At 67.6% G+C, this 16,563-nt stretch carries 13 protein-coding genes and 3 pseudogenes; 12 read left to right on the forward strand and 4 right to left on the reverse strand.

The annotated features are described in order from the left end of the window. From B1964_RS25580 to B1964_RS25590, 3 genes are all read left to right on the forward strand, one after another. Window positions 1-554 (forward strand): septum formation initiator family protein (locus B1964_RS25580; RefSeq protein WP_139765869.1); only part of this gene is annotated, 554 nt, incomplete at its 5' end. Between the two features lie 46 nt (window positions 555-600). Further along, on the forward strand, window positions 601-1,125 hold the full coding sequence (locus tag B1964_RS25585; protein ID WP_079931815.1) for a DUF501 domain-containing protein: 525 nt from the start codon (window positions 601-603) through the stop codon (window positions 1,123-1,125). After that, window positions 1,122-2,072 (forward strand): Ppx/GppA phosphatase family protein, encoded by a 951-nt coding sequence (locus B1964_RS25590; protein ID WP_079931816.1) that lies wholly within the window; start codon window positions 1,122-1,124, stop codon window positions 2,070-2,072. The genes B1964_RS25585 and B1964_RS25590 overlap by 4 nt, the downstream gene beginning before the upstream one ends. A 158-nt stretch (window positions 2,073-2,230) precedes the next feature. On the opposite strand, the gene B1964_RS25595 is transcribed toward B1964_RS25590, so the two are convergent. From B1964_RS25595 to B1964_RS25610, 4 genes are all read right to left on the reverse strand, one after another. Beyond that, a complete protein-coding gene (locus B1964_RS25595) occupies window positions 2,231-2,740 on the reverse strand; it encodes a DUF4395 domain-containing protein (protein ID WP_079931817.1) in 510 nt (169 codons plus the stop codon). Window positions 2,741-2,930: 190 nt separating this feature from the next. Further along, a complete protein-coding gene (locus B1964_RS25600) occupies window positions 2,931-3,389 on the reverse strand; it encodes a hypothetical protein (RefSeq protein WP_079931818.1) in 459 nt (152 codons plus the stop codon). Between the two features lie 122 nt (window positions 3,390-3,511). Then, entirely contained in the window at window positions 3,512-4,732 is a 1,221-nt protein-coding gene (locus B1964_RS25605; protein WP_079931819.1) for an acyl-CoA desaturase, read from the reverse strand. A gap of 5 nt (window positions 4,733-4,737) precedes the next feature. After that, window positions 4,738-5,841 carry an FAD-binding oxidoreductase gene (locus tag B1964_RS25610; protein WP_079931820.1) on the reverse strand — a complete coding sequence of 368 codons (1,104 nt, stop codon included), beginning with the start codon at window positions 5,839-5,841 and terminating at the stop codon, window positions 4,738-4,740. A gap of 253 nt (window positions 5,842-6,094) precedes the next feature. Between B1964_RS25610 and B1964_RS25615 the strand changes: the two genes are divergently transcribed. The 9 genes and pseudogenes from B1964_RS25615 to B1964_RS25655 form a co-directional block, all read left to right on the forward strand. Further along, on the forward strand, window positions 6,095-9,364 hold the full coding sequence (locus tag B1964_RS25615) for a carboxyl transferase domain-containing protein (RefSeq protein WP_079931821.1): 3,270 nt from the start codon (window positions 6,095-6,097) through the stop codon (window positions 9,362-9,364). Between the two features lie 46 nt (window positions 9,365-9,410). Next, window positions 9,411-10,196, forward strand: a complete 786-nt coding sequence (locus B1964_RS25620; RefSeq protein ID WP_026920276.1) for an SDR family oxidoreductase — start codon at window positions 9,411-9,413, stop codon at window positions 10,194-10,196. A 39-nt stretch (window positions 10,197-10,235) separates the two neighbouring features. Continuing rightward, window positions 10,236-10,616, forward strand: a pseudogene (locus B1964_RS25625) (acyl-CoA dehydrogenase family protein); the annotation flags it as partial. 31 nt (window positions 10,617-10,647) lie between these two features. Next, window positions 10,648-11,121: pseudogene (locus B1964_RS25630) on the forward strand (acyl-CoA dehydrogenase family protein); the annotation flags it as partial. 74 nt (window positions 11,122-11,195) lie between these two features. Next, window positions 11,196-11,867 (forward strand): TetR family transcriptional regulator, encoded by a 672-nt coding sequence (locus B1964_RS25635; RefSeq protein ID WP_014359357.1) that lies wholly within the window; start codon window positions 11,196-11,198, stop codon window positions 11,865-11,867. A gap of 167 nt (window positions 11,868-12,034) precedes the next feature. Continuing rightward, a complete protein-coding gene (gene sfnG / locus B1964_RS25640; protein WP_014359358.1) occupies window positions 12,035-13,144 on the forward strand; it encodes a dimethylsulfone monooxygenase SfnG in 1,110 nt (369 codons plus the stop codon). A 1-nt stretch (window position 13,145) separates the two neighbouring features. After that, complete coding sequence (locus B1964_RS25645) at window positions 13,146-14,420, forward strand: SfnB family sulfur acquisition oxidoreductase (RefSeq protein WP_079931822.1); 1,275 nt, start codon at window positions 13,146-13,148, stop codon at window positions 14,418-14,420. Window positions 14,421-14,512: 92 nt separating this feature from the next. Beyond that, the gene (locus B1964_RS25650) at window positions 14,513-16,129 is read left to right on the forward strand and encodes a serine/threonine-protein kinase (RefSeq protein WP_079931823.1); all 1,617 of its coding nucleotides are present in this window, start codon (window positions 14,513-14,515) and stop codon (window positions 16,127-16,129) included. Between the two features lie 76 nt (window positions 16,130-16,205). Next, a pseudogene (locus B1964_RS25655) lies at window positions 16,206-16,563 on the forward strand (hypothetical protein); the annotation flags it as partial.

Consider the following 16,563-nt stretch of genomic DNA (forward strand, 5'->3'; position numbering starts at 1 on the left):
TGATCGAGACCGGGGAACAGGAGATCCATCGCGACGACGTCGACCTGGTCGACGAGATCGGCGCCGACGCAAGTCCCGTCGACGCAACCTCCGACGACGCGCCCCGACGGGCGTCGTCGCGGGGGAGTCGTACGCCGCGTCGTCGCCCCACCATCGCCGATTCCGTCACGGCGCGCGTGCGCGGTCTCGACGCCAAACGTGCGGTGATCATGGCGCTGGTGATCGGTGTCGTCGCCATCGCCCTGGCGCCGTCGCTGCGCAACTACTACCAGGGCCGCTCGGAGTACAACCAGGTCGTCGCCTCCAACGAGCAGCTGCGCAACCAGGAGACCTACTACCAGAAGAAGGTCAACGAGCAGGGCGACCCGGCATACAAGGAGGCTCAGGCGCGCGAGCGGTTGGGCATGGTGCGCCCGGGTGAGACCGGACTGGTGATGATGTATCCGGGTGACGCCGACAAGCAGGCCGCCGAACAGGCCGCGCAGAAGCATGCGGCCAACCCCTGGTACAGCAACCTGTGGGAAACGGTGGCCACGCCACCCGACGGCCGGTGACCGGCGTTTTCTCTCCGTCGCCCCGCGGCGGCTACTGTGACCACTCGTGAGCATCTCCTCCGACGATCTGGCGGTTGTCACCGCCCAACTCGGCCGCGAGCCACGCGGGGTGATCGAGGTCAGTTACCGCACCCCCGACGGTATTCCGGCCGTCATCAAGACCCGGCCACGGTTACCCGACGGCACACCGTTCCCCACGCTGTACTACCTGACCGATCCACGCTTGACGTCGGAGGCGAGTCGACAGGAATCGGCCGGTGTCATGAAAGACATGACCGCGCGGCTGGCGACCGACGAACAGCTGGCTGCCGCCTATCGCGCCGCACACGAGTCCTATCTGGCCGAGCGCGATGAGATCGAGTCTCTCGGAACGGATTTCACCGGCGGCGGGATGCCCGACCGGGTCAAGTGTCTGCATGTGCTGATCGCGCATTCGTTGGCCAAGGGGCCGGGGGTGAATCCGCTCGGTGACGAGTCGGTGGCTCTGGCCGCGCAGGCCGGATTGCGTGGAACCGCCATTCCGGCCGACTGGCCGTCGGCGCCCATCGACGAGAACGGAGATGTCGGATGAGTGTGGTCGCCGCGGTCGACTGCGGTACGAACTCGATTCGCCTGCTGGTCGCGAAGCCCGGTGACACGACACCGCTGACCGACATCCACCGGGAGATGCGGGTGGTTCGTCTCGGTCAGGGCGTGGATGCGACGGGGCAGTTCGCCGACGAGGCTATCGAGCGCACCCGCGTGGCCCTCGCCGACTACGTCGAGGTGATGGTCGGGGCCGGCGTGGAGAAGGTGCGGATGGTCGCGACGTCGGCCACCCGCGACGCCGCCAACCGGGACCGGTTCTTCGCGATGACCGCGGAGTTGCTCGGGTCCGTGGTGCCCGGGGCGGTTGCCGAGGTCATCACCGGCGACGAGGAAGCGCAACTGTCATTCCGCGGGGCCGTGGGAGAACTGCCCGCCGATCAGGGGCCGTTCGTGGTGACCGACCTCGGTGGCGGCTCGACGGAGGTTGTCGTCGGGGATGCCGACGGTGTCACCGCGGGCTTCTCCGCCGACGTCGGCTGCGTGCGCGTCACCGAACGCGCACTGCCCTCCGACCCGCCCACCGCCGAGGAGGTCGCCGCCGCGCAGGGGTTCATCGCGGAGCGACTCGCCGAGGCGTTCGCTGTCGTCGACGTCTCTTCCGCGCGCACCTGGGTTGGGGTGGCGGGAACCCTGACAACGCTGTCGGCACTGCATCTCGGTCTCGCCGAATACGATTCCGACGCCATTCACCTGTCCCGGGTGGGGCGTGACGATCTCGACGCAGTGTGCCGACGACTGGTCGGCATGACGCGTGCCGAGCGAGCCGCGCTCGGCCCCATGCACCCGGGTCGCGTCGATGTCATCGGCGGCGGATCACTGGTGACGATGGAATTGGCCCGGCAGTTGGCGCAGCGCGCCGGGATCACCGAACTCGTCGTCAGCGAGCACGACATCCTCGACGGCATCGCGCTGGGTTTGCTCGACCAGTAGCCCGGCGCCTCGCCGACAGCGCCCGGGATTCTGCCGACGGCGCTCGTCATTTCGCCGACAGCGCCCGGGATTCTGCCGACGGCGCTCGTCAGTTCGCCGACGGCGCCCGCTATGTCGCCGACGGCGCTCGCTATGTCGTCGACGGCGCCTGGGTCAGATCAGCGGGAGGGGTTCGCCAGATCCGGGTTGCGCAAAGAGATGTTGTTGCAGGCCTCGCAGACGGTGTCTGGGATGATCCCGTTGCTTTGCAAGAAGCCGAAGACCACGCAGCCCAGGCAGAAGCCCAGTGCGAATTCCAGTGTGGCAGCGACGATCAGGACGCCGACGACGATCTGGGCCGCGAGTCCGTAGCCGAGCAGGCTCAGCACGAGCGCGGTGGTGCTGAAGGCCAGTCCGATGCCCTGGGCGAACCGCTTCGGGGGTCCGGGGACGAGCTTGGTCTTGCGCCAGATCTTAGGGGCGATGACCCGCACCGAGAGTTGGCCGAACGGCGACAGCTTGGGCCCGGATGCGACGCGCAGCGCGAATCCGATCGCCAGCACCGCGTAGAGCGCCCAGTGATTGACGACGACTGCCACGATTGCGAGAGCCACCACCAGACCCGCGGTGGATCGCGCCGCGTAATCATTCACCGGGTTGGGGAAGGTGAACACCGAACGCACCGACACAAGATCCTCCTCTGACGTCCTCAACAGGACGAAGCTACGCGACGGACCGTCCGGGGTCACGGGTTGGGCTCACAGCGAATGAAACCGAGGCGTGCGGGCGCTTTTGGCGTACTGGAGGGCGCTGTGGGCGAGCTGACGGGCGCTGTCGGCGTACTGGAGGCGCTGTCGGCGATATGACGGGCGCTGTCGGTCACTCCTCGACGGGTGCGACCGGAGCCTCCATGGTGCCCTCGAGAGTCGCGCCATCGATGTCGTCGGCGTGACGGTCATCGGCACCGGAGTCCGGATCTGACTTGTCGAGATCCTGCGGCACCACCGGTGCCTCGAACGACCCTTCGAGGTTGAGCGGCCCTCGGTCCGACGTTGCCGACTCCTCGATCGCGGGAGCGTCGACGGAGTCCTCGGCATCGAGAGCGCCCTCGTCGTGATCGTCGGCGATTTCGGCGTCGATGACGTGGTGCGCCTCGTCCGCCTTGGCGCGTTGCGCCGCCTCCCGCATCTCGAAGCCGTCGGTGACGATCTCACCGATCTCCCGGGCCACACCGGCCACGGCGCTGGTGATGATGGTGGCGATCTGGCCGACATGGGTGGCGGTGGACTCCACCAGTTCCTGGATCAGATCCTTGTTGCGTTCGATGCGATCGACCACGGTGGATTCTCCTCGCTGGGTCGTGCGGGATGGTGACGCGCGCGGACTGCAAAGCCGAACGGGCGGCATCGACGGTGTGATTCCGACGATAGCGCCCGTCTCGAGGCGACGCGATGGCTTGCTCAGGCGACCTCGGCCGGCTTCTGTCGGTCGATGATGACCGTCAGATCGTCGTCATCGCGGGTCATGAAGTTCGGCAGCGACAGCTTGGCGATCTTCTTCCATGTCGACCCGAGCTGATGGCTCAGCGACCCGGTGTTGTACGGCAAACCGTAGCGCTCGCACACCTCGCGTACTTCGGCCGACATCGCCGGATACCGGCTGGCCGGGATGTCGGGGAAGAGGTGATGCTCGATCTGATGCGACAGGTTGCCACTCATGATGTGGAACAGCTGGCTGCCGGTGATGTTGGCCGAGCCCAGCATCTGCCGCAGATACCACTGACCACGTGTCTCGTCGGCGCATTCCTCGGCGGTGAAAGTCTGTGCACCGGTGGGGAAGTGGCCGCAGAAGATGATGGAGTACGCCCACACGTTGCGCACCAGGTTGGCGGTCGCGTTGCCGAGCAGGGTCGGCACGAACATCGGGCCACTGAGTGCGGGGAAGACGACGTAGTCCTTGAGAACCTGTCGACTTGCCTTGCGCCACATGCCCTTCACGAGGCCTTTGATGTCGCTCCACTTGCGCTTGCCGGCGACGATGTTCTCCGCCTCGAGATCGTGGAGCATCACGCCCCACTCGAACAGCAGCATCAGCGCGGTGGCGTAGCCGAGGTTGCCGAGATAGTAGGGGTTCCACTTCTGATCACGTGCCATCCGCAGGATGCCGTAACCGATGTCGCGATCCTCGCCGAGGATGTTGGTGAAGGTGTGGTGCAGATAGTTGTGGCTGTGCTTCCACTGATCGGCTGGACACACGTTGTCCCACTCGAATTCGCGGGAGTTGTAGGTGTCCTCACGCATCCAGTCGTACTGGCCGTGCATGACGTTGTGGCCGATCTCCATGTTGTCGAGGATCTTCGAGACCGACAGGGCGCCGACACCGGCGACCCACGCGGGCGGGAAGAACCCGAGGAACAACAGTGCGCGCCCGGCGAATTCGAGTCCACGCTGCGTACGGATGATCGAGTACAGGTACTCGCGATCCTTGGTACCGAGATCGGCGACCACGCGGGCCTTGATCTCGTCGAGCTCGCGGCCGAGTTGTTCGACCTGTGCGTAGGAGAGCCGCACGGTGTTGGGGTCTGCAGCCTTGCGCAGCGCGGGCAGCGCGGGCAGCGCGGGCAGCGCGGCGGTCTCGGTCTCGGGTGTCTCGGTTTCGGGGGGAAGGATGTTGGTTGCCATGGGTGTCATACCTCGATTTCGACGTCGCCGACGGGTGCGTTGATGCACAGCTGGATCTGGGTGTCGGATTCGGTATCGGTCTCGCCGGTCAGCACGTTGCGGGTGCAGCCCGACTTCTTGATTGCGGTGCAGGAAAAGCAGATCCCCATCCGGCAGCCGGATTCGGGGCTCAGCCCCGCCGACTCGGCCTGGTCGAGGATCGTGCGACCGTCGTTGGTCGCCGAGGTGCCCGAGGCGGTGAAGCTCAGTTCACCGTGGACGGGCTCATTGGGATCGATGGCCGCCGGCACGGCGAGGGTGAAGGCCTCGCTGTGCACACGGGCGTGCGGATGGGCGGTCTCGTAGTGGTCGAAGACCGCGTCCATCAGGGTCGCCGGCCCACAGACGAAGACGTCCGCATCGTCGTGGTCGGCGATGCCCTCGAGGTGCTCGCCGGTGAAATGTCCGATGACGCCCTCGTCCATCCCGGCGTCGTCGGTACCGCGGGTGTAGTGCAGTCGCAGGTCCAGGTGAGGATGGACCGAGGCCAATGCGGTCAGCTCGGCGCGGTAGGCGAGGTCCGACGGTGTCCGGGCGTAGTGGACAAAGGTGATCGGCTCGTCATAGCCATTCGCAACGAGCGTACGCAGCATTGAGAGTGCAGGTGTAATGCCGCTACCGCCGCTGATGAACACCGGCGCACGTACCCCCTCGGCGGGTAGGACGAAGTCGCCCGCAGCCTGCGAGAGGCCGTAGACGTCGCCGACCGCGGCGGTCTTGCGCAGATACCGCGAGACCAGGCCGTCGTCGTGTGCGGTGATGGTCAGCTCGACGGCGCCCTCGGGTCCCGCGGCAGCGTTGGCGGGAGAGAAGCAACGGGTCTGGCGCACGCCATCGACAACAACGCTGAGCTGGATGAATTGACCTGCTTCGTGTCCCTGCCACTGGCGCGTCGGCGCCAGGGTGAGCCGGACCGTTCGGGCGGTCGGACGCTCGACGCGGATCAGTCGGGCGCGTAGGTCACGCCAGGTCAGCATCGGGTCGACCAGTTCGAGATAGCGGTCGACCGGATGAGGGGACATGGTCGCCTCGATGATCGAGGAGAACATTTCGGGAAGGCGGATGCTCATGGGGCTGGCTCCGTTCGTCTCACTCCGGTGAGTGAACATCTGTACTCCGAACAGTGTGGCACGTTTCCGGCCCGATCCGTCAAGGGGTCGGCGCGGTTCGTGATCGCGTCACAGCCCGCGACCCGATGTGATCGACGACACAGTGGTCGCAGAAGCGGCCGAGGCGATGATGAGGGTGAGGTCAGGTTCAGGTATCGGTGTAGCGTCGGACACACCCGGAGGAAGGAACACACCCGGAGGAAGGAACACTGACGTGAGCCAGGCGCCGACAACGCTGTTCGTGGCCAACCGTGGCGAGATCGCGCTGCGGATCCTCCGAACGGCATCGGAGCTCGGCCTCCGCACGGTCGCCGTGTACTCCGTCGACGACGCGGACGCTCCGCATGTCAGAGCGGCCACCACGGCCGTCGCGCTTCCCGGTACCGGTCCCGCCGCCTATCTCGATGCCGCGGAACTGGTGTCGGCCGCGTCCTCGGCCGGTGCGACGATGGTTCACCCCGGTTACGGATTCCTCAGTGAGGATGCCGATTTCGCCGATGCGTGCCGTACCGCCGGGCTCCGATTCGTCGGCCCGGATTCGCACGTACTGCGCACGTTCGGAGACAAGGCCGCCGCCCGGAACGCGGCGGTATCGGCGTCGATTCCGGTGCTCGATGCGACCGCCTCCGGAATCGACGAACACCAAGCTGACGAGTTCCTGCGGGCCCATCCCGCCGGGATCATGCTCAAAGCCGTCGCCGGTGGAGGGGGACGGGGCATGCGTCCGGTCACCATCCCGGCCGATCTCCCCGCTGCGTTTCGCGCGTGCACCGCCGAAGCTCGGATGGGCTTCGGCAACGCCGCGTTGTTCGCCGAGGAACTGCTCACGGGTGCGCGCCACATCGAGGTCCAGGTCGTTGCCGCTCCCGCCGCGGACGGCACGGTGCGGGCACTCGCGCTCGGCGACCGGGACTGCAGCGTGCAGCGCAGACGGCAGAAACTGGTCGAGATCGCACCGGCACCGGACCTCGACGACGAGATCCGGCACGGCATCCACCGCGCCGCGGTCGTGCTGTGCGCCGCCCAGGACTTCCGTGGCCTGGCGACCGTCGAATTCCTGCTCGCCGCCGAGAGATTCGTCTTTCTCGAGGTCAATCCCCGCATCCAGGTCGAACACACGGTGACCGAAGAGGTGACCGACGTCGATCTGGTGGCCACCGCGCTTCACATCGCCGCCGGCGCCACCTACGAGGAACTCGATCTGCCTGCCGGTATTCTCGCCACGGCCGACGGTGTGAGCGGCACTGTGGCACAGGCGCGCGGCGTGGCGGTCCAGGCGCGGGTCAACGCCGAGCGGATCGGCGCCGACGGCACCACGACCCCTGATTCCGGCGTGCTGAAGGTCTTTTCGGCGCCGACCGGCCCCGGAATCCGCGTCGACACGCACGGCCGGCCGGGTCTGACGCTGAGTCCGCGGTTCGATTCCTTGCTGGCCAAGGTGATCGCCCACACCCGCTCCGACGACGTCGCCGTCACCGCCCGCAAACTCGACACGGCATTACGCGACTTCACGATCGGTGGCGTCGAGACCACCATCGATCTGCTCCGGGCCGTACTGGCGGCCAAGGAATTCGGGACCGCCGCACTGACCACGGACTTCGTCGAACAGAATATGGCCGAATTGAGCTCGGCCGCAGACCGGTTCGCCGGCGAGCGTGCGAAAGCGGCGCCCGCGGGCGACATCCCCGCCCGCACCGACATCAGCATCGGCACCGACGAGCGGGTGATCACCGCCCCGATGGCGGGCGTCGTCGTCTCCACTCCCGCCACCGATGCCACGGCGGCCGGCGGCGAGGCGCTGGTGATCCTCGAGGCGATGAAGATGGAGCACGTCGTCACCGACCCACACCCTGTCGAGATTCGACGCAGTCTCATCGACCAGGGCCAATCCGTCAGCGCCGGAACGCCTTTGCTGGTGGTCACCGACGCCGACCACGACGACGCCGACGTGAACGCGACCGCCGCGGACCCCGACCACATCCGTCCCGACCTGGCCGAGGTGATCGCTCGCCACGCCGTCACGCTCGACGAGGGGCGTCCCGATGCCGTTGCCAAGCGACACCGGCGCTCGCGCCGCACCGCCCGGGAGAACATCGCCGACCTCATCGATCCCGACAGCTTCACCGAGTACGGGGCGCTGGCCCTCGCGGCCCAACGCACCCGCCGCAGCGAAGCGGACCTCATCGCCAACACCCCCGCAGACGGCCTCGTCGGCGGGGTCGCGACGATCGGCGCCGACCGCTTCGGCGCTGCCGCCGCGGAGGCCGTGGTGATCTCCTACGACTACACCGTCCTCGCGGGCACGCAGGGCATGCGCAACCATGTGAAGACCGACCGGCTGCTGGAGGTGGCCCGGCGCAAGCGGATTCCGCTCGTACTCTTCGCCGAGGGCGGCGGTGGGCGGCCCGGCGACACCGACGCCCTCGGCGCCGCTGGGCTCGAACTCGACACCTTCCGGTCGATGGCGGGCCTGCGCGGGGCGGTGCCGACGGTGGCCGTCGTCTCCGGCCGCTGCTTCGCCGGCAACGCCGCACTCGCCGGCGCCTGCGACGTCCTCATTGCCACTCCCGACGCCAACATCGGCATGGGAGGACCGGCGATGATCGAAGGCGGTGGTCTCGGGGTATTCGCTCCCGAAGAGATCGGACCGGTCGACGTGCAGACCCGCAACGGCGTCATCGACGTGCTCGCGCGCGACGAAGCCGACGCCGTGGCCACCGCGCGGCACTACCTGTCCTACTTCCAGGGCAACCTCGACCGATGGGAGGCACCCGATCCACGATCGGCGCGACACGTCGTCCCGGAGAACCGCTTGCGCGCCTACGACATCCGGGCCGCCATCGAATCGATCGCCGACGTCGGGTCGGTGCTGGAGCTGCGACCCGTTTACGGCCGCGGCATCGTCACCGCGTTGATCCGGGTCGAGGGTGTGGCCTACGGCCTGTTGGCCAATTCCAGTCGACACCTCGGCGGAGCGATCGACGCCGAGGCCGCCGACAAGGCTGCCGAATTCCTGACGCTGTGCCAAGCACACGAACTGCCCCTCGTGACGCTGTGTGACACACCGGGTTTCATGGTCGGTCCGGAATGCGAAGAGCAGGCGACGGTACGTCGATTCGGCAACCTCTTCGCCGCCGGTGCGCGATTGACCGTACCGTTCGGCACCGTGATCCTGCGCAAGGGTTACGGGCTCGGCGCGATGGCCATGGCCGGTGGGTCGTTTCACGCACCGGAATTCACCATCGCGTGGCCGACCGGGGAGATCGGCGGAATGGGTCTCGAAGGTGCGGTGCGCCTGGGCTTTCGCAAAGAACTCGACGCCGTCTCCGACCCCGCCGAACGGGAGACCCTGTTCGCTGATCTCCTCGCGAAGGCCTACGAGCACGGGAAGGCGTTGCACTCGGCCACCACGTTCGAACTCGACGACGTGATCGACCCGTCGACCACCCGGGACTGGATTCGCCAGCTCGGGCGATCACGTTGAGTTCAGATGACGGGGAGACCCAAGTTACTCGCGAAAGGCGAAACGAATGACAATGCTCCCGGATCTGCACGGCCGCACGGCCCTGGTCACCGGCGCCTCGCGGGGGATCGGTTCGGCTGCGGCCGCGGCACTGGCCGCGGCGGGCGCCAACGTGGTGGTCACCTCACGTAAACCCGACGCGGCGCGGGCCGCTGCGGAGGCGATCGGCCCCAACGTCCTCGGCATCGCCGCCCACGCGGCGGAGGAGGATCAGGCCCGCGCCTGCATCGACACCACCCTCGAACACTTCGGATCGCTCGACATCCTCGTCAACAACGCCGGCACGAATCCCGCATATGGACCACTCATCGCCCAGGATCACGGGCGATTCGCCAAGACGATGGACGTGAACCTGTGGGGCCCGATCCTGTGGACCGGACTCGCCGTACGGGCGTGGATGGGTGCGCACGGCGGATCGGTGATCAACACCGCATCCATCGGCGGTCTCGGTCACGAACCGGGCATCGGCATGTACAACGCCTCCAAGGCGGCACTGATCTACGTGACAGGGCAACTGGCGCTGGAACTCTCACCGAGTGTGCGGGTCAACGCCGTGGCCCCCGGGATCGTGCGGACGCGCCTGGCCGAGGCGCTGTGGAAGGAACACGAGGCGCAGGTCTCCGAGGCCACCGCACTCGGGCGGATCGGTGAACCCACCGATGTCGCCTCGGCCATCGTGTTCCTCGCCTCCGACGCCGCTTCCTGGATGACCGGCGAGATCATGACCATTGACGGCGGGCAACACCTCGGCGACGCGGCGCCTTATCGCGCTTTCGGCGGCGCACTCCGCTGAACAGATTCAGCCATCCCGACACCCACCGAGAGGACTCCCGTGGACACCGACGTCGACGACGTGGCCGTAGATCTGCGCGCCCGTGTGAGCAGGCTGCTGACCGAGCACGATCCGGCCACCACGCCCGAACGAGACTTCCTGGCCGCACGATTCGATTCCGGGCTGGCATGGGTGCACTTCCGCCCCGGTGACGGTGGACTGGGGATCGCGCAGAGCCACCAGGCCCTGGTCGATGAGTTGCTGACCGCAGGCGGTGCACCCGGACCGGCCAAGTCGCGCAACGGCATCGGTCTCGGCATGGCGGCGCCGACCATCGCGGCGCTGGGGACCGAGGAGCAGCGGCGCCGACTGCTGCGACCGCTGTACCTCGGTGAGCACATCTACTGCCAGTTGTTCAGCGAGCCCGGTGCCGGATCGGATCGGATCCGGCGACGGCGGCGGCGGTGGCCACGCGGTACAGGCAGCGCTGCTCACCGGTGCGGCGCTCCTGGCCTCGGAACAACTCGGCGTCGCCCAGTGGTGTCTGCAGACGACTCTCACGTACGTGAAGGAGCGCAGGCAGTTCGGGCGGCAGATCGGGTCGTACCAGGCCATCAAGCACCGGCTCGCCGATCTGTGGCTCGAGGTGTCCTCGGCGGGTGCGGCCGCCCGCTACGCCGCCGACACCGCAGCACGAGGCGACGCCGATGCCGAGATCGCCGCACACCTCGCCGCGTCGTACTGCGGCGACGTCGCCGTCCGGGCCGCCGAGGAATGCATCCAACTCCACGGTGGCATCGGCATGACCTGGGAGTATCCCGCGCACCTGTACCTCAAGCGCGCCAAGGCCGACCAGCTGGCGCTCGGCAACGGCTATCACCACCGTGCCCGGCTGGCCGAACTCGTCGGCCTGGCCCCGTCCTCTTCTGGCGGTAACCGCAGGTGAGAGCGCTTCTCGCGGGTTCGGCGCGCCGTGGACCCGGCACCGGGGATACACCGCGATGTCCTAGACTCGCTTAGGTGACCCGGACCCGCCGCCCCACTTCGCGTGCCCCGCGGCCTGCGGAACCGGAGAGCCGGGCCGATCGCAAGAACCGCACCCGGCAGGCGCTGCTCGAGACCACGCTGGACCTGGTGAGCGAACGCAGCTTCGCCAGCATCAGTCTGCGGGAGGTCGCCCGAGGCGCGGGTATCGTCCCGACGGCGTTCTACCGACACTTCGCGTCGATGGAAGATCTCGGCGTCACCCTCGTCGAGGACTCGATGCGGATCCTGCGCCGCACACTGCGCGAGGGTCGGCGCGATCTCGCTGCTCGTCAGGCGCTGCCGACCGCACAGAATTCGTTGGCGATCCTGCTGCGCCATGTACACGAGCACGAGACCGACTACCGCTTCCTGATCCGCGAACAGCACGGCGGGGTCGCCGAGATCCGTCGCGCGATCGACACCGAACTGCGGTTGTTCTCCAAGGAACTCGCCATCGATCTGTCGCGCATCCCCGATCTCTCGCAGTGGCAACCGCAAGACCTCGAACTGGCCGCCGAACTCATCGTCACCATCATGCTGACCGCGGTGGCCGACCTGCTCGACGGTGAGCACCGCGGGCGCGACGCCGAGGCCGACATCGTGCAGCGCACCGAACGGCAGTTGGTGATGGTGTTCCTCGGCATGGGGCAGTGGAAGAGCGGGTAGGGAAAGTACGGGTAGGCGCCCGATCCGGAAGGACTCCACGTGCGGCGAGGGTTTTCGCGCACGCCGATTTCAAGGGTGGGCCGCGCCGGCTTCTCGGGTGAAGATGGCCGACGTTGTCGCGCACCGCGTCGTCGGTGCGTCGCGTTCACATGACGAGCAGGAGACCCGTGTCCACCGAGAAGATCGCCGACGAGATCAAGTTCGCCTACTGGGTGCCCAATGTGTCCGGTGGGCTGGTGACCAGTGACATCGAGCAGCGGACCAGCTGGGACTACGAGTACAACGTCAAACTCGCGCAGACCGCCGAGAACAACGGCTTCGAGTATGCGCTGTCCCAGGTCCGTTACGAGGCGTCCTACGGTGCGGAATTCCAGCATGAGTCCACCAGTTTCAGTCTCGCGCTGCTGCTGGCCACCCAGCGGCTCAAGCTGATCGCCGCCATCCACCCGGGCCTGTGGCATCCGGCCGTGCTCGCGAAGTTCGGTGCGACCGCCGACATCCTGTCGAACGGACGCTTTGCGATAAACGTGGTCAGCGGATGGTTCAAGGACGAGTTCACCCACCTCGGCGAGCCGTGGCTCGAGCACGACGAACGGTACCGCCGCAGCGCGGAATTCCTCGAGGTGATCCGCAAGATCTGGACCGAGGACAACGTCGACTTCCGTGGCGACTTCTATCGCATCCACGACTTCACCCTCAAGCCCAAGCCGCTCAACACCCCCGAGCGTCCCAATCCCGAACTGTTCCAAGGCGGTAACTCGACCGCTGCCCGCAACAACGGTGGCCGCTTCTCCGACTGGTACTTCTCCAACGGCAAGGACTTCGACGGCGTCACCGAGCAACTCGACGATCTGCGTGCCGTCGCACAGGCCCATGAGCGTGAGGTGCGCTTCGGGCTGAACGGCTTCATCATCGCCCGCGACACCGAAGCTGAGGCCCGCGACACCCTGCGCGAGATCGTCGAGAAGGCGAATCGTCCTGCGGTGGAGGGCTTCCGGTCGGCGGTGCAGCAGGCGGGCAACTCCACCGGCAACAAGACCGGTATGTGGGCCGATTCCTCCTTCGAGGATCTCGTGCAGTACAACGACGGTTTCCGTACCCAGCTGATCGGCACGCCCGAGCAGGTCGCCGAGCGAATCGTGGCCTACAAGCGTCTCGGCGTCGACCTCATCCTCGGTGGATTCCTGCACTTCCAGGAAGAGATCGAGTATTTTGGCGAGCGTGTCCTCCCCCTCGTCCGAGAGCTCGAAGCCGCGCAGCGCAGCACCGTCGGCTGAGATGAGCCTCACCACTTCCGCGGTGCAGGCCGATCGTGGTGCCGCGCGGCTGGATTCGGCCGCGCGGGCCCGGGCCGCCGCGCACGCCCTCGCCGATCGGTTCGCCTCCGGCGCCGCCGAACGCGACGCGCAGCGACGACTGCCCCACGAGGAGATCGACGAGTTGTCGGCGAGCGGGCTGCTCGCCATCACCGTGCCGGCCCGATTCGGTGGGCCCGACCTGGCACCGAGCGTGGTCGCCGATGTGACCCGCATCCTCGCCGCCGCGGATCCCAACATCGCGCAGATTCCGCACAGTCACTTCGTCTATCTGAACCTGCTGCGGCTCGCAGCGTCGGAAGAGTTGGCACGCAAGCACTTCGACGCCGTGCTGCGCGGCGGCCGGGTGGCCAACGCGCAATCCGAGCGCGGCGGTAAGACGATCGCCGACATCTCCACCACGCTCGTCGCCGACGGTCCCGGCCGGTTCCGTCTCGACGGCGAGAAGTTCTATGCCACCGGCTCGTTGTTCGCCGACACGCTGGCCGTGCTGGCCCGGCATGACGCCGACGAACACCTCGACGGTGGTGAGTACGTGGCGTTCATCCCCGCCGACGCGCCCGGGGTGGAGCTCGTCGACGACTGGGATGCCTTGGGGCAGAAGACCACCGGCTCGGGGACGGTGCGGCTGCGGGGTGTCGCCGTCGATGCCGCAGACCTCGTCGCCCGCGCGCCCGCGGTTTCCCGGCCCACCGGATACGGTGCGTTCGCCCAGTTGCTGCATGTCGCGATCGACGTCGGCATCGCACGCGGCGCCCTCGACACCGCCGTCGAGTTCGTGCGCACCAGTGCCCGACCGTGGTTCGAGGCCGGTGTCGAGCGGGCCGTCGACGATCCGCTGTTGGTGCAACGATTCGGTGAGCTCGGCGTCGACCTCATCACCGCCGAGGCGACCCTCGACGCCGCCGGACGTGCGGTCGACCGGGCCACCGGGTACACCCCGTACGAGACCGCCACCGCCGACGGCGCCGACCACGACGCACATGTGGGCGCAGTCGCCGACGCGTCGATTGCGGTGGCCGCGGCCAAGGTCGTTGCCGACCGCGTCTCCACCGGCATCGCGTCGACGCTCTTCGAGGTGGGCGGCACCCGCAGTGCTGCCGGCGGCACGGGCTTGGATCGCTTCTGGCGCAACGCCCGAACACACACCCTGCACGATCCGGTGCGCTGGAAACTGCAGCACATCGGACGCAAGGTCCTGCGTGACGAGAACCCGCCCGTACACGGTGTCATCTGAGCGAATGAATCGCCGCTGAGACGATCGCGAGGTCGTTCACCCGGACCGCCGACGACGGTCGATTTGTCGGTGTGCACCGTTATGCTCACAGCATGTCAACGAGTCGCGTCAACACCCAGTTCGGGCCGTATCGCCTGGACGAGTTGCTGGGTCGGGGCGGGATGGGTGAGGTCTACCGCGCCTACGACACCACCAAGGACCGCGAGGTAGCGCTCAAACTGCTCAATCCCGGCCTCGCCGACGACGCCGTCTATCAGCAACGGTTCCGGCGCGAATCCCACGCGGCCGCGCGGCTCGGCGAACCCCACGTCATCCCGATCCACGACTGGGGAGAGATCGACGGTGTGTTGTTCATCGACATGCGACTCGTCGCGGGTGAGGATCTGCGCGCGCTGTTGCGGCGTGAGCATGCGCTCGCCCCGGCACGGGCGGTCACCATCATCGAGCAGGTGGCCTCGGCACTCGACGCCGCCCACGCCGACGGTCTGGTGCATCGCGACATCAAACCCGAGAACATCCTGATCGCGCAGAACGACTTCGCCTATCTCGTGGACTTCGGTATCGCCCACGGTTCCGACGACACCCACCTCACGCAGGCCGGCACCGCCATCGGGTCGATCGCGTACATGGCGCCGGAATTGTTCGACGCCGTCCCGGTGAGCATTGCCAGCGACATCTACGCACTCACCTGCGTCCTGTTCGAAAGCCTCACCGGGCGTGTGCCGCATCCCGCCGACACGATCAGCTCGGCGATCAAGGCCGCGATCATGTCCCCGCCTCCCGCACCGAGCAGTATCAACGCCGAGGTGCCCCGGGCGATGGACGCGGTCATCAGCCGCGGCCTCGATCCCGAGCCGACGCGACGCTACGGCAGCGCCACCGAACTGGCGTCCGTGGCCCGTGCAGCATTGACCGGCGAGAGCAGCGACGGCACGACGACGATCGTCCCCACCGCCATGCCCGGACAACCCGGCCCGAACCTGAGCAAGGCTCCGCCAACCGTGCTCGGTGCGGCCGCGGCGAACGACGAGGCGATGCGCGCAACCCAGATCCGACCGTCGGGACCTGTCGGACCGATCGGCCCGGCCGGTGGTGGAAGCACCCTGAATGTGTCGGGGCCCCAGAACTATTCGGGACCTCAGAGCTATTCGGGACCTCACAATTATTCGGGGGCCCAGAATCTGTCGGGGCCGCAACAGTTCTCGGGCCCGCAGGTGCCCGGCGGCATGCCCCCGGGGTACCCGCCGTACGGGCAACCCGGCTATACCGAACCGCGGCGGGACCGTTCGCTGGTCATCGCGGTCACCGCCGTGATCGTGGTGGCTGTTCTCGGTCTGCTCGGCGTCGGGGCCTATTGGTTGTTCACGCGCAATTCGGGCGACGACTCGACGGCGCAGTCACCGACGACGACCACCATCACCGCGGCCCCGCCGATCACCAACCAGCCCACGGTGACCGCCGCGCCGTCGTTCCCGCCCAATGCGGTTCCCTGTGATGCGACGTCGGCGATCGGCTCGCAGGTGACCAGCTGTGCGTTCGCGCAGGCGGTGCGCGATGCGTACAACAACTCGGGCTCCTACGGTCAGTCGCGCGCGGTGGTCGCCTACAGCCCGGTCACCGGGCAGGCCTACACGATGGCGTGTGCCCCACAGGGTTCGGCGGTGGTGTGTCAGGGTGGCAACAACGCCGTCGTCTATGTCCTGCCGTGATGTCGGGTCCGGCCGCGTGCCCTCGTGGCCGGCGGCGGTGACCGGTGACCGGGAAACGCAGGTGAGGGGAGTGTCGATGGGGAAGCGACGTGGCCGAGCGGTGAGCGTGTGGGTCGCCGGCGTGGTGCTCACCGTTGCCGGGGTGATGATGAGCGGCTGCGCGACCGCGGAGTCGCCGGCACCGCGATCAACGGTCACCGTGTACGCCTCGCCCTCGTCGTCGACCTCGGCCGCGGCGTCGGCATCGTCGACGCAGCCCAGCGCCGGCGCGAATCCCGCTCTGGCCGCAGGATTCCGACGCGTGGCCGCCGGGACGGGACTGCGGGTCGGCATCGCGGTCGCCCCGGTCGGCCCGAACGCGACGGCAAGCCTGCTGTTCGGGGACCGCGATCCCGGTGTGGCGTGGTCGACGATCAAGGTGCCGCTCCCCCCCG

The sequence above is a fragment of the Gordonia sp. i37 genome (assembly GCF_002043085.1).
Lineage (GTDB): Bacteria > Actinomycetota > Actinomycetes > Mycobacteriales > Mycobacteriaceae > Gordonia > Gordonia polyisoprenivorans.